The sequence below is a fragment of the Clostridium hominis genome, assembly GCF_014287825.1.
Lineage (GTDB): Bacteria > Bacillota > Clostridia > Clostridiales > Clostridiaceae > Clostridium > Clostridium hominis.
Genome location: NZ_JACOOO010000004.1, coordinates 173,958 through 188,546 on the forward strand (window position 1 = coordinate 173,958; position 14,589 = coordinate 188,546).

The 14,589-nt window shown below is 31.0% G+C and carries 12 protein-coding genes and 1 riboswitch; of the genes, 2 read left to right on the forward strand and 10 right to left on the reverse strand.

Translation table 11 applies throughout. From position 1 onward, the window contains the following. Positions 1 to 33: 33 nt before the first annotated feature. The 5 genes from nudC to H8S20_RS02665 form a co-directional block, all read right to left on the reverse strand. Entirely contained in the window at positions 34 to 867 is an 834-nt protein-coding gene (gene nudC, locus H8S20_RS02645) for an NAD(+) diphosphatase (protein ID WP_032119753.1), read from the reverse strand. An 88-nt stretch (positions 868 to 955) separates the two neighbouring features. Next, positions 956 to 1,786 (reverse strand): Cof-type HAD-IIB family hydrolase, encoded by an 831-nt coding sequence (locus H8S20_RS02650; RefSeq protein WP_186859227.1) that lies wholly within the window; start codon positions 1,784 to 1,786, stop codon positions 956 to 958. A 280-nt stretch (positions 1,787 to 2,066) separates the two neighbouring features. Beyond that, entirely contained in the window at positions 2,067 to 2,690 is a 624-nt protein-coding gene (locus tag H8S20_RS02655; protein ID WP_032119755.1) for a DUF47 domain-containing protein, read from the reverse strand. A 48-nt stretch (positions 2,691 to 2,738) separates the two neighbouring features. Continuing rightward, positions 2,739 to 3,791 carry an inorganic phosphate transporter gene (locus H8S20_RS02660; protein WP_032119756.1) on the reverse strand — a complete coding sequence of 351 codons (1,053 nt, stop codon included), beginning with the start codon at positions 3,789 to 3,791 and terminating at the stop codon, positions 2,739 to 2,741. 117 nt (positions 3,792 to 3,908) lie between these two features. Next, a complete protein-coding gene (locus tag H8S20_RS02665; RefSeq protein ID WP_032119757.1) occupies positions 3,909 to 4,790 on the reverse strand; it encodes a LysR family transcriptional regulator in 882 nt (293 codons plus the stop codon). Between the two features lie 112 nt (positions 4,791 to 4,902). Here H8S20_RS02665 and H8S20_RS02670 point away from each other — a divergent pair, with 112 nt between their 5' ends. Further along, a complete protein-coding gene (locus H8S20_RS02670; protein WP_032119758.1) occupies positions 4,903 to 6,096 on the forward strand; it encodes a coenzyme F420-0:L-glutamate ligase in 1,194 nt (397 codons plus the stop codon). 73 nt (positions 6,097 to 6,169) lie between these two features. Here the strand turns inward: H8S20_RS02670 and ade (H8S20_RS02675) are convergent, their stop codons facing one another. From ade (H8S20_RS02675) to H8S20_RS02695, 5 genes are all read right to left on the reverse strand, one after another. Continuing rightward, on the reverse strand, positions 6,170 to 7,966 hold the full coding sequence (ade, locus tag H8S20_RS02675) for an adenine deaminase (RefSeq protein WP_032119759.1): 1,797 nt from the start codon (positions 7,964 to 7,966) through the stop codon (positions 6,170 to 6,172). Between the two features lie 153 nt (positions 7,967 to 8,119). Beyond that, positions 8,120 to 9,907 (reverse strand): adenine deaminase, encoded by a 1,788-nt coding sequence (gene ade / locus H8S20_RS02680; protein ID WP_051986964.1) that lies wholly within the window; start codon positions 9,905 to 9,907, stop codon positions 8,120 to 8,122. 83 nt (positions 9,908 to 9,990) lie between these two features. Next, a complete protein-coding gene (locus H8S20_RS02685; protein ID WP_032119761.1) occupies positions 9,991 to 11,277 on the reverse strand; it encodes an NCS2 family permease in 1,287 nt (428 codons plus the stop codon). A 271-nt stretch (positions 11,278 to 11,548) separates the two neighbouring features. Continuing rightward, the gene (locus H8S20_RS02690; protein ID WP_032119762.1) at positions 11,549 to 12,178 is read right to left on the reverse strand and encodes a YczE/YyaS/YitT family protein; all 630 of its coding nucleotides are present in this window, start codon (positions 12,176 to 12,178) and stop codon (positions 11,549 to 11,551) included. Positions 12,179 to 12,390: 212 nt separating this feature from the next. Continuing rightward, positions 12,391 to 13,794: an NAD(P)/FAD-dependent oxidoreductase gene (locus H8S20_RS02695; RefSeq protein WP_186859413.1), complete on the reverse strand. Its 1,404-nt coding sequence runs from the start codon at positions 13,792 to 13,794 to the stop codon at positions 12,391 to 12,393. A gap of 4 nt (positions 13,795 to 13,798) precedes the next feature. Continuing rightward, a riboswitch (purine riboswitch) is annotated at positions 13,799 to 13,900 on the reverse strand. A gap of 161 nt (positions 13,901 to 14,061) precedes the next feature. On the opposite strand from H8S20_RS02695, the gene H8S20_RS02700 reads away from it, so the two are divergent. Further along, on the forward strand, positions 14,062 to 14,526 hold the full coding sequence (locus H8S20_RS02700) for a GreA/GreB family elongation factor (protein WP_032119763.1): 465 nt from the start codon (positions 14,062 to 14,064) through the stop codon (positions 14,524 to 14,526). The last annotated feature ends 63 nt before the right edge of the window (positions 14,527 to 14,589 follow it).

Sequence of the window (14,589 nt, forward strand, 5' to 3'; positions counted from 1 at the left end):
ATAATAAAAAAGAGCCGTTATAAAACGACTCTACTATATTTCACCTTTTTTAAACATCTCTATCATTTCTTTTGTTAAACTAATTCTCAATTCTGGTTCTGGTATCTCTTCTCTTTTAAGCCATACAGCTTCTGCTAATTCATCTTGGTCTAGTGTTATCTTTGAATCCCCATCTAGATCAACAAAAAATCCTGATAAAACAGACCCAGAAAGTCCCCAAGGTTGACTTTTATAATATCTAATATTTTTCACCTTAAGACCTACTTCTTCCATAACCTCTCTTCTTACCGTTTCCTCTAATGATTCCCCTATCTCATTATATCCTGCTACTAAAGCATAATTTTTATAAGGTCCTTTAGCATACCTAGTCAAAAGCATCTTATCACGGTCTATTATTCCAACTATTACTCCTGGTGATATTCTTGGGTATCTTATATTATTGCATTTAGTGCATTCTAAAGCTCGTTCTTTATGGCTATGCTTCATATTACTTCCACATCTACCACAATATCTATTAGAATCATACCACATATAAAGATGATATGATGTAAATCCAGCAAAGGCCATCCATTGAGGGTTAATAGTTCTAAATGCTTGTATACTATCCCTTACAAAAATTTCATTTTCTTTAAGATTTACATTTAGTGCTAAGAAAAACCTTTTTTCATCTATATTAAACATGTATATTAAATGTTCCAAATCATCTAATACTCCCATTACTTCTTTATACTTAGGTATTCTTTTTGCATTACCATCTTTTATTAATATGGCCTTGTTTTCTTTAAAAGCTACTATGTAATCATCATTTCTAACTTTAAACTTTCCATAAGTACTATCATACTTATGTGGTTCTATATCCTGTATCATAAACTTCCAACCCTTCCCTTAATGTTATTTCTGCTACTAAAAAATTAGCTCTGTTATACTATTAAGTATAACAGAGCTAATTTTATTTTTAATCTATATTTTTTTCTAAAATAAATTTTTCAATAAGTTCTGCAACTACGCCTTCATTGTTAGTAGCCTTTGTTGTATAATCACAAGCTTCTTTTACATATTCAACTGCATTTTGAGCAGCTACCGAAAGACCGGCCACCTTAAGCATAGCCATATCATTATAATTATCCCCTACAGCAATAGTATCTTTAATATCTATATTTAAAAGATTAGCTAAATCTATTAAACCTTGTCCTTTATCTACGCCTAGTGTATTAAACTCCATATATCTATTAGATGAATAACTTACCGAACATTGCCCTTCTGTTATACTCTTCATATCCTCTTCTAAAGACATTAAATAGTCAATATCAACATTTTGATAAATAACTTTAGATATCTCCTCATTTTCTAAGAAATCTACTGTATTATTCTCCATTCTAATATGATTTATTCTACTTAATCTTTCTTCTTCACTATCAGAAATATTATAAACATATAAATCTTTTTTGGTATAAACATGAATACATATATCTTTTTTTAATCCATACTCAAAAAGCTCTTTCATCTTACTAAAGCTTAATCCCTTAAACTGTAATATTCTATTTCCTTTATTCTCTGTTAAAGCTCCACCATTAAAAGAAAGCACATATTCATCTTCCTTATTATGAAGTTCTAATGTTTTAAGTTCCTTTTGGATTAATTCATATCCACGTCCTGTTGCAGGAACAAACTTAACACCATATTCTTCCCTTGCTTTCTTTATTAACTCGATGTTTTTTTGACATATCTCATGATTATCACTTAATAAAGTTTCATCCATATCACAAGCTATTAGTTTATAACCCATTATCTACACCTACCTCCCCTTTATTGTGTATAATTGCATTTTTAGACTGTCTACTTATATTATATAATTAATTACTATCATTAATTTTCTTTTTCTGAAAAACATCTGAAATATTCGCTAGATAAACAACAAAAAGAAGAGAAACCTTTATCTTCGAATTTTTTAATATTATTTTCCCATATAATCAAAAATATCTACGTCATTTCTGTCGTAGATATTTTTGATGCTTATTTTCTTTTTTCATTTGCCATAATCAACTTTTATCACTTGCATAACAAACCTAACTATTTTTCATCATTACACTTTCAATTCCATCCGCTACATGTTCACAAGCATCACAGCACTTTTCAAAATACTCAAAAGTTTCCTTCCAAGTTATAAACCTAATAGGATCCATTATAGATGTATAAAAGCCTTTTATGCTTTTAGTATAAATCCTATCTCCTTCTTCTTCTAAATCATTAATGTTTATTATAATCTTACTAATTTCAGATGATTTCTTAAAATTACGAAATTCTTTAATTAAAGCACTAGTTTCATTACATATTCTAACTATTAGGTTACTAAATTCTAATGCCTCTTCTCTCATAACGCTTATATTAAACATATAAATCCTAACTAAAACATCTTCTATAGCATCAGTTACATTATCTATTTCATTAGCAAGTTCTATAATATCCCCTCTCTCAATAGGAGTTATAAATTCTTTTGATAGCTTATTAAGCATCTCGTGTTTTTTAATATCTGCACTATGTTCAATCTCATGCATCTCTTTTACATTACTATCTATTTGGCTCATTCTAAAATTACTTATAGTTTTATCTAATAACGAAGCAGCCTCACACGAATATCCTATCAAGTCTACCAGCATTTCAAAATAGTCATTACTTTTCTTAACTGCCATTTAATCAATACTCCCTTCAACCTTTTTAAGATCTTAAATTATACATAGTTAGAAAACTTGAATAAATAACTTAGCCATAAAAAAACCTATAACTCCACATCCTGGAAATGTAAGAACCCACGTCAGTACCATCTCTTTAACTACTCCCCAATTTACAGAGCTTAATCTCTTAGCTGCGCCAACACCCATTATTGCAGTAGTCTTAGTATGTGTAGTGCTTACAGGCATACCCACTACCGAAGAAATTAAAAGACATCCTGCACCTGCTAGATCTGCCGAAAAACCTTGATATTTCTCAAGTTTAACCATATCCATACCTACAGCCTTTATAATCTTATATCCTCCTATAGAAGTTCCAAGAGCCATAACAGCAGAACTTAATACCATAAGCCATATAGGAATAATAAAATTATTAACATTCGCTTCTCCTCTTGCTAAGAACATACCTAGCATGAAAACCCCCATGAACTTTTGTCCATCTTGAGCACCATGCATAAAAGCCATAGCTGCTCCTCCTAACACTTGAGCATCATTAAAAAATTCGCTAGTTTTTTTTCTATCAAAGCCTTTAAATAAAAACTCTACTGTCTTCACCGTAATCCACCCTAAAGCAAAACCTAATATTGTAGATAATACTAACCCATAAATAACCTTCATCCATTCGTTTCCGTTTATTCCTTTAAGTCCCCCTTGAAGCGCTATAGCTGCACCTGATATTCCAGCTATTAAAGCATGGCTTTCACTTGTTGGAATACCAAAATACCATGCAGCTGTAGACCATAATACAATTGCAAACAAAGCAGCGCATAATGCAATTAACGCCTCGCCTGAATCTCCTCCAAAATCAACCATATTATATATAGTTTCAGCTACATTAGCATTTATTATAGTCATTACAAATACACCTAAAAAGTTAAATACAGCAGCCATCAATATAGCCGCTTTTGGTGTTATAGCCCTTGTTGATACACATGTTGCAATAGCATTAGGAGCATCTGTCCATCCATTAACCAAGATAACTCCTAAAGTTAAAATTACAGTTATTAATAAAGGTATATTATGTGTTAGTCCATATATAAAATCTATAAATGAAATAGTCATTAAGTACAGCTCCCCATCTTTAATATAATTTATTACTAATTAAAAATATTTAGATACTTAATTCTATTTTTCAACTTTATCTTTAATACATTTTTATTAATATATTTTTTATAAATCTTATTCCTTCATTATTTTTAAAAACTCTATTGCCCCTAACGATAATGGTACTTTTTTTAAATAACATGCCCCTATGCTTCTTTTAGGAATCTTCTCCATGGTATCAATTTCGTATACATAATTTTTTTCTAAAAACTCCTTAGAAAACTCCTTAATTACACAAGCGATTCCTAAGTTTATTTTTGCGAATTCTAAAAGCAAATCATATGAACCTAACTCAAAATCTGGCGATATATTAACTCCCTTAGATATCATAAAACCTTCTACATACTTCCTTGAATTTGATGACTTTTCTAAAAATATTAAAGGTAATTTTGTTAACTCTTCATAAGAAACTTTATCGCTTATTAATTTCTTATACCTTTCTCCACAAACAAATATATCCTGTATTTCTGCACAAGGTATTAACTCTAAAGAATCATCTTCTATAGGAAAATTACATATTGCAATATCTATATCTCCAGATTTTATATATGAACAAAGCTCTATTGTTGTACTATTTATGATTTTCAATTTTATGTTTGGATATTTATTATGAAACTTCTCTAAAAAGGGTATTAAGTAATATTTTGATATGGTATCTCCTACACCTATTTTTAATTCACCTGTAGAAAGATTTCTAAATTCTAATATCTTTTCCTCCCCTGCTTCAATAAGGGTTATTGCTGAATTTACATAATCAAAAAGATTATTTCCTTCAGTAGTAAATGTTACACCTTTACGAGTTCTATTAAAAAGACGAATATTCAATTCATTCTCTAATTGCATTATTGATTGACTAACTGCAGGCTGAGTCATATACAATTCTTCTGCTGCCTTTGAAAAACTACCACTCTTCCCTACTTGTCTAAAAACTTTATATAAATCTAATTTACTTATCATATAACTCCTCCTTATATCAACTATACAAATTATTTATTTTACTTATATTATATCTAATAGTATATTATAGGTATAGGAATTTTTTTGAATTTTACACAAGGGAGAGATTATTTTGGAAAGAGTTATAGGAACAGTTGTTAGAGGGCTTAGATGTCCAATTATCAAAGAAGGAGATAACATTGAGCAAATAGTTGTCGATTCAGTTTTAAAGGCAGTTGAAACAGAGAACTTAACTTTAAATGATAAAGATATAGTAACAGTAACAGAATCAATAGTTGCACGTGCTCAAGGAAACTACGCTACTATCGATCAAATAGGACAAGATGTTAGTTCTAAATTCGGCGATGATACAATAGGTGTTATATTCCCAATCTTAAGCCGTAATAGATTTGCTATATGCTTAAGAGGTATTGCTAAAGGTGCTGCTAAAAAAATAGTATTAATGTTAAGCTACCCTTCAGACGAAGTTGGTAATCACTTAGTTGATTTAGATCTTTTAGATGAAAAAGGTGTTAATCCTTGGACTGATGTTTTAACAGAGTCTGAATTCCGTAACCTTTTTGGATATAATAAACATACCTTCACAGGTGTTGATTACATAGAATACTATAAATCTCTTATTGAAGAGTACGGAATAGAGTGTGAAGTTATTTTCTCAAACGACTGTAAAACTATCTTAAATTACACTAAGAGCGTTCTTACTTGTGACATCCACTCAAGATTTAGAACTAAAAGATTATTAAGAGCTAATGGAGCCGAAAAAGTTTATGGCTTAGATGATATAATGACTGAATCTATAGATGGTAGTGGTTCTAATAAAAGCTATGGATTACTTGGTTCTAATAAATCAACAGAAGAAGCAGTTAAACTTTTCCCAACTAACTGTCAAGTAGTAGTAGATAATATTCAAGCTATTTTATACGAAAAAACAGGCAAAAATATTGAAGTTATGATTTACGGAGATGGTGCATTTAAAGATCCGGTAGGTAAGATTTGGGAATTGGCCGATCCGGTTGTTTCACCTGCTTATACTGCTGGTTTAGAAGGAACACCAAACGAAGTAAAAATTAAATATCTTGCAGATAATAATTTTGCTAACCTAGAAGGCGAAGAGTTAAAGAAGGCTATATCTCAATATATTGAGCATAAAGATACTGATTTAACTGGTAACATGGTTTCTCAAGGAACTACACCTAGAAGACTTACTGATCTTATAGGATCATTATCAGACTTAACTTCTGGTAGTGGAGATAAGGGAACACCAATCATCTTTATCCAAGGTTACTTTGATAATTATACAAAATAGTTTACCCATTAAATAATATACAAATATAAAAAATAAAGACTGTGCTATATGCCAGTCTTTATTTTTATTAAAGTTATTCAACAAATAAAGATACAAATTCAAACTTATTACAATCAACTAAACCTCTATTGGTTAATCTTAATTCAGGTAAACAAGCTAAAGGTATAAGTGCCATAGTCATGAATGGCGATACTATATCACAGCCAATTTCTTTCCATGCCTTATCTAATCTTTCAACCTTTTCTGCCATTTCTTCTAGTGGTCTATCACTCATAAGTCCTGCAATTGGTAGTGGAACCAAGCCCAAAACTTGACCATTTCTTACTACTACCATTCCTCCACCACACTCAACTAAAGTGTTTGCAGCTAAAGCCATATCTTCATCATTAGTACCTACAACTAGTAAGTTATGTGCATCATGGGCAACAGTTGCGGCCATAGCTCCTTCCTTTATTCCAAAGCCTTTAACAAATCCATATCCTATCTTTCCAGTTTCATGATGTCTTTCAAACACAGCAGCTTTCAATACATCTTTGCTTGTATCACATTGAACTTTACCATCAATAACCTCTAACTCTATATGTCTTTCATAAGTTCCAACTCTAGCAGGAATTATCTCCATAACTCTAGCTGTTACCTTATCTTTTTCTTCAGCTAATATATTAAATGACTCTACTGTTATCTTATCTTTTATATGCATTGAATTCATAGCATCTTCTGGATATTGATATTTTTCTATAGTTGTTGTCATCTTTCCGTTTTCAGCTACTAAATTACCATCTATAATAACCTTTGTTACATTTACTTTATTTAAATCATCAATAAATACTATATCTGCGCATTTTCCAGGAGTTATAGAACCTAGCTCATGATCCATTCTAAAACATTGAGCACAGTTTATAGTTACCATTTGTATTGCAACTAAAGGATCTATTCCTTCTACTATCGCACGTCTAATTATATGATCTAAATGTCCATCTTTAAGTAAAGTATGAGGATGTGTATCATCAGAAATTAAAACTGCGAATCTGCTATCAACTTCATTTTCAGTTATAGATTTACTTACTTCCTTTAAGTCATGCCATGCAGAACCTTCTCTAAACATAGCATACATTCCAAGTCTCATTTTGGCTAATGCATCTTCCGCTCTAGTAGATTCGTGGCAACATCTTACCCCTGATGCAATATATCCATTTAACCCTTTTCCTGTCTCAGGTAATGAATAATGTCCTGTAACTACTTTATTAGCCTTTAAAGTTTCACCTACAACTCCATGAGCATGATCAGTTGAAAATAAAATTCCTGGGAAGTTCATCATTTCACCAAGTCCTACAACAGAATCCCACTCCATAGTTTCTGCTACATCCTTAGGTCCAACTGAAGCTCCTGTATCTTCAAATCCTGGCATTGCAGGAACACAAGATGGTGTAGTTACCATATTTTTAAGAGGAGTTCCCTTACCATCTTCAATCATATACTTAACACCATTTAATCCAAGTACATTACAAATTTCATGAGGGTCCATATATATTCCCACTGTTCCATGAGGAACTACTGAGCGGGCATATTCACTTACACTTAACATAGATGATTCCACATGAATATGACCATCTAAAAATCCTGGTGCTATATATTGACCATTTGCATCAATTACTTTAGTTTCATCACCTATACAGTGCTTTGCATCTCCAACTAAAGCTATTCTACCCATACTAATTGCTACATCAGTATTGTCCATAACCTCTCTTGTACAAACATTTATAAGCTTCGCATTTGTAATTACTATATCAGCTGGCTTAAATCCTTGTGCCACTGCTGATAATGTTTTACTAGTCTCCCATAATGGCTTAATATTAAATTTATTAAACATTTTTATCCCTCACCTTTTTATAGTATTTAAAAATAGCAACTTATAATTTACCAAAAAACTTTTGAACATTTACGAAGTAAATATCTTGGACCGCCGTAGGCACTCTTGGTCTCGGCAAAGTCGACTTTTCACCTCCGAGCCTTAGCTCGAACTTTATTTAATAACTTCTATAATCTCTTTCTTTAAAACATCTATAACTCCAAGGTCTGACATCTTTGCCTTAGGAATTACCGGTAATGCTAAAGTTACAATTCTTAATAACGGATTTTTTATTTCTGTAAGTCCCATTTCTCTTAAAGACTTTTTCATCGTTTCTGCTTGTACAGATATTTCTTCTGCTGGTCTTGTAGACATTAATCCTGCTACAGATAGTTGTAAATTATTTTTTATCTTTCCATCTATAGAACAGCTTAATCCTCCACCTAGCTTTATCAAATCTTCTGCTACTAACATACCTTCTTCTGCATTATCAAAAACTATAGTTAAATTATGACTATCATGAGATACAGTACTTCCAACAGCACCTTTTCTTATTCCAAATCCTTTTACTAAAGCTATTGATTTAGTATATAATTTCCCATGTCTATTTATAACCACAACGAATTTTGTGTCTCCATTCTCAGGAAGCTTAACCCTTCCATTTTCAACTTCAAACTCTTCTTCTATAATTTCTGTTGAGGAAGAAGTTTGAGCTAAGTATTTTATTACATTAGCTTTAACTTTTCCTGACTCAACACCAGCTTTTAAAATAAAATCTTCAATAGATAAGTCTTTTACATGAACTGAATTTTTATTTTCTATATCAAACTCTTTATCTTCTATTTGAACTAATAATTTTCCATCCTCGGCAACTACCTCTCCATTATAGATAACAGCTTTAACATTCATCTCTTCTAAATTCTCTACTAATACTAAATCCGCAACAAAGTTTGGTGCAATTCCACCTAAATTTATTATTCCTAATTCCCTAGCATTATTTAAAGTTGCAGATCTTATAGCATCAATTGGATTCATACCGGCTTTAATAGCTGTTCTAACAACAGCATTCATATGACCGAACTCTAATATTTCATCAGCTTCTCTATCATCAGTACAAAGAGTTAAGTTTGTCTTATATCTAAAATCTTCAACTCCCTTTACTAAGCTAGCTACATCTTTAGAAATCGAACTTTCTCTAGCATCAACGTACATTCCATTTCTAATCTTATCTCTTGCTTCATTTGCAGTTCTACTTTCATGGCAAGAAACAGCTCCGCCACATAGGTATGCTGATAATCCTCTTCCACTTAAGAAAGGTGCATGTCCTTGTATAAATAATCCTCTCTTTTCAGCTGCTTCTAATATTTCAACCATTCTTGTATCGTTATCTATTACACCTACGTAATCCATAACTTCTCCAAGACCTATAACTCTATCTAATTCGAACATTCTCTCAATATCTTCATAATTAAATTCTGCTCCAGCATTTTCTAGTCCTAGTACTGCTGGTACACAAGAAGGTGCTAATACATACTGTCTCATTGGTAACCCCTCACTTGAGTTATGCATATATTCTACTCCAGCTATTCCATACACATTTGCAATTTCGTGAGGATCAGTTACTACTGTAGTTGTCCCGTGAGGAATTACAGCCTTTGCAAAATTTCTAGGAGTCATTAAAGTACTCTCTATGTGAATATGAGCATCAATTAACCCTGGAATTATATACTTTCCTTTTGCATCATAATATTTTTTAGCTTTAATTCTATCTTCATTTATATCTAAATTATCTGGGTTGCATTTTATATGAGCTATAAAGCCACCATATATCCCTACGTCACCTTCATATATTTCACCTGAAAAAACATTAACTACCTTACAATTTTCAATAGCTAAATCACATTCTCTTCTGCCTATTGCAGCCTCAATTAATCCCTTTTTATCCTTTGGTATTATCTTCATAATTTCCTCCTATACCTTATAAAACTAGCTCCTACCAATAAATAATTGATAAGAGCCATTATTTTTTATTTTCAATTTAAATATTAGATTACAAAATATAATAATAAAGGTATTGCTAACACATATATTCCCCAATTTAATTCTTTGAACTTTCCAGCTAAAACTTTAGTAAATAAGTAAGCTAAAATACCAATACTTATTCCGTTAGATATGCTTGATGTAAATATAGTAAATACTATAGTTGCAAAAGCTGGGAATGATTCTGTAAAATCATTAAAATCAATATCCTTAACTCCAGTTATCATTAATAATCCTATAAGAATTAATGCTGGTGCTGTTGCTTCACTTGGTATCATTGCTGCTATTGGTGTAATAAATAGTGTTAATGCAAAACAAATACCTGTAGTCACTGCTGTAAGTCCTGTTCTACCACCTTCTTCAACACCTGCTGCTGATTCAATGTATGTAGTTACAACTGTTGATCCAAATAATGCACCTACTATTGTTGCTATAGCATCTACTAAGAAAGGCTTGTTTATGTTTGGTAAATTACCATTTTCGTCTAAAAGGTTAGCTTTAGCAGATACACCTAATAACGTTCCTAAAGTTGAGAAGAAATCACCAACAAAGAATGTAAATGCTAGTGGGAAGAAACTCCACTTTAATGCTCCCATTATGTCTAACTTAAATGCTATTGGTGCAATTGATGGTGGCATTGTTACTAAGCTTTCTGGTACTTGAGTAACTCCTAGTGGAATACCTATTATTGTAGTTACTACAATTCCTATTAATATTGCGCCCTTAACTTTTCTAGCAGTTAAAAATACTACTACTAATAATCCTATTAAAGTAAGAATAACTCCTTTTGATGTTAAATCACCCATTGCTATTTTCCCTGCTGATGTATCCATTAATCCACCATTAGAAAAACCAAGTGATACTATGTAAAAACCTATTGCTACTCCAATTGCGTACTTAACATTCTTTGGGATTAAGTTAACTATAACTTCTCTTAAACCAAGAACTGTTAAAATTAAAAATGCTACTCCTGAAATAAATACTATTCCAAGACCTGTTTCCCATGTTACTACTCCGGCTGAAACTAATGTGTATGCAAAGAATGCATTACTTCCCATAGCTGGTGCTAAAGCAAAAGGTAGATTTGTATATATCCCCATAAATATACTAAATACTGCTCCTAATATTGCAGTTACAACCGTTACCGCACCTACATCCATTCCTGCTGCTCCCATGAACATAGGTTGTACAACCAAAATATATGCCATTGTCATAAAAGTAGTTATCCCAGCAGTTACTTCTGTTCTAACGCTGGTATTATTTTCTTTTAATTTAAATAATTTTTCTATCATCATTAGCTCCCCTTTAATTTATACTCTTCTTATTGTTTATTAATTACGAACTATATTTTATATATTATATTTATTATTCGTATATGTCAACATTTTTTCGAATATTTATCGTAAATTTCTTTATATTTTTTCGTTATATAACGTACTATTAATTATATTTAACGTTAAATATTCACATCAATAAAACATTAAATAATAACAATTTCACTATTAATATTTTCAGGCAACAAAAAAACTCCCGAAGGAGTTCTATCATAATTTTAGCCATTAACTAGCTTAACCCTTTTATTATAGATTTATGTTCTACTTTTGATGCATCAAAATTTCTTAACCTAAATACTAACTGAATACTATATCCTAAAAATACAGCCGAAATTATTGTTCCTAATCCAACAGTTCCTCCCAGTATTATTCCTAAAATAAGCACTAATATTTCCATACCAGCTCTAATATACTTAATAGGTTTCTTTAATAATTCATTTAAAACTAACATTACTCCATCTCTTGGTCCACATCCTAACCCACAACTAATATACAAGTAACAACCATATCCCATAAGTAACATTCCAATTATCATCATTATAATTCCAGTTATCATATTGGAAGCTACAGGTATTATATTTAAATACATTATTAAATCAATAAACTGCCCTATTAAAAGCATATTTAGTATAGTTCCAATTCCTAGCTTTTGCCCAAAGCACATTCCAACAATTACAAATAATACTCCAATTATAATATTAGCTTGGCCAATAGTTATACCTGTTATTCTTGATAAGCCTTGGTGAAATACATCCCAAGGAGATAATCCTAAATTAGAATTTAACATAAAAATAGTTGAACTTGCACAGAATATAAATCCTGCAATTAACCTAAAAAACTTATATATTTTACTTTTCATAATGCCACACTCTTTTCTTCTATTCTCTTTTATACTTTATTCATCCTCTTTAAAGCGTAATACTAAGCAAACTACAAAGCAACTTATTTAAGTTAATTGTTAAGATTATAGAGTTTAGAGCTTATAAATAAAGTCAGCCTAAGCTGACTTTAAAACATTATAATTTTAGAAACTGCAATGCAGCATTCTCCTCAACTATTATCTGTTAACTATTAACTTTTAGCTAAGTTTCTTCCCATCATAACTCCCATAGCTGAAGCCATCATTAGACCTCTTGTCCAACCTGAAGAATCCCCTAAACAATATAATCCTTTTATATTAGTTTCAAAGCTCTTATCAAGTTCAATCTTATTGCTATAGAACTTAATCTCTGGTCCGTAAAGAAGAGTTTCTCTACTTGCAAATCCAGGAACTACAGCATCCATAGATTCTATAAAGTTTAAAATATTTGTCATTGTTCTATATGGTATAGCTGAAGTTAAATCTCCTGCTTCAGCATCTGGAAGAGTATGTTTTATATTTGATTGATATAACTCATAATCCCATGTTCTCTTACCATCTAAAATATCACCATATCTTTGAACAATAATACTTCCATTTCCAAGCATATTTACAAGTTCAGCAACCTTCTTTCCATATTCTATAGGTTTATTGAAAGGCTCACAGAAATTATGAGAACTTAATATTGCTAAGTTAGTGTTTTCTGACTTTTTATTTTTATATGAATGTCCATTTACTATAGCTAAATCATTATCGTAATTTTCTTGACTAACAAATCCACCTGGATTTTGACAGAAAGTTCTTACCTTATCTTGGAATGGAGCTGGATAACCAATAAGTTTTGATTCGTATAAAACATCATTTACACTTTCCATAACTTCATTTCTAAGCTCAACTCTAACCCCGATATCAACAGTGCCTGCTCTATGGTCAATATTATGTTCTAAGCACATATCCTTTAACCAGTCAGCACCTTTTCTACCAGTAGCCACAACTACTTTATCAGCATAAACCTTTTCTTCTATCTTTTTAGTTCTTGAATCTGCTATTAATACCCCTTTAATAGTATCACCATCTACTATTAAATCTTTAGCTACTGTATCAAATTTTATTTCAACACCTAACTCTAAAAGGTGATTTTGAATCTTTAAATATATTTGTTGTGCCATTTCAGTACCTAAGTGTCTTATAGGACAATCTACAAGCTTTAAGTTACCTTTAATAGCCTTTCTTCTTATTTCCTTTACTGCTTCATTATTTCCTACACCTTCAACTTTAGTATCTGCACCAAAATCAAGATATATTTTATCAGTATAATCAATAAACTCTTGAACTAGGTTTGGTCCCATAAGATCTGGTAAATCTCCACCAACCTCATAGTTTAATGAAAGCTTTCCATCAGAGAAAGCACCTGCTCCTGAAAAACCAGTAGTTATATGACAGTAAGGTTTGCATGATACACATACGTTAGTTTTTTCCTTAGGACAAGATCTCTTATCAATTCTTCTCCCTGCCTCTATAAGTAAAATATTCTTTTCTGGGTTTAATGTTTTCGCTTCTAATGCTGTGAAAATTCCAGATGGACCTGCTCCTACAATTATTACATCATAATTCATCATAAAATACCTCCAACTAGCTTATAGTTCAGCTTTTTACGGTAGCTGAGTAGAAACATCCAGACCTTATTACCAGAAATATATAAGCGAATATTATTAAGTTTTGTTTAAAATTTATTCGGTTTTATTATATTGTATTTTACGAACAAAATCAATATATTTAAAAATAATATTTGTATTTTATAATAATTATTAATTACTCTTTAATTTTTTTCTATATATTATATAATATTAAGATAATCATTTATATTTTGAGAGGTAATTTTTATGAATAATATATTGACTGAAGAAAATATTAAGAAGCTAAGAGAAGAACTAGATTATAGAATGACTGTAAAGAGAGCTGAAATTGCTAAAGATAAACTTATCGCCGCTGCTCATGGTGATCGTTCAGAAAATGCAGAATATAAAGCAGCTTGCGAAAACTATAGGGAAAATGATAACAGAATACAATACTTATTAACTATGATTTCTACAGCAACAGTAGTTGATGATGCATCATTAGACAAATCAGTATTAGGAATAAACAGTAAAGCAAGAATCAGATTTGTTGAATTTGACGACGAAGATACAATAACTCTTACTACTACTCTTGATGCCAATCCAGAAGATATGCTTATAAGTATTGAATCTGACTTAGGAAAAGCATTAGCAGGTAAAAAAGTTGGAGATATCGTAGAAGTTAATGCTCCTGCTGAAAATTATTCAGTTGAAATATTAGAAATACTATAAGTCTCAAAATCTTCGATTTGGTTAGAAAAACATGATTAAGATTCCAAATTGAAATTTGGAATC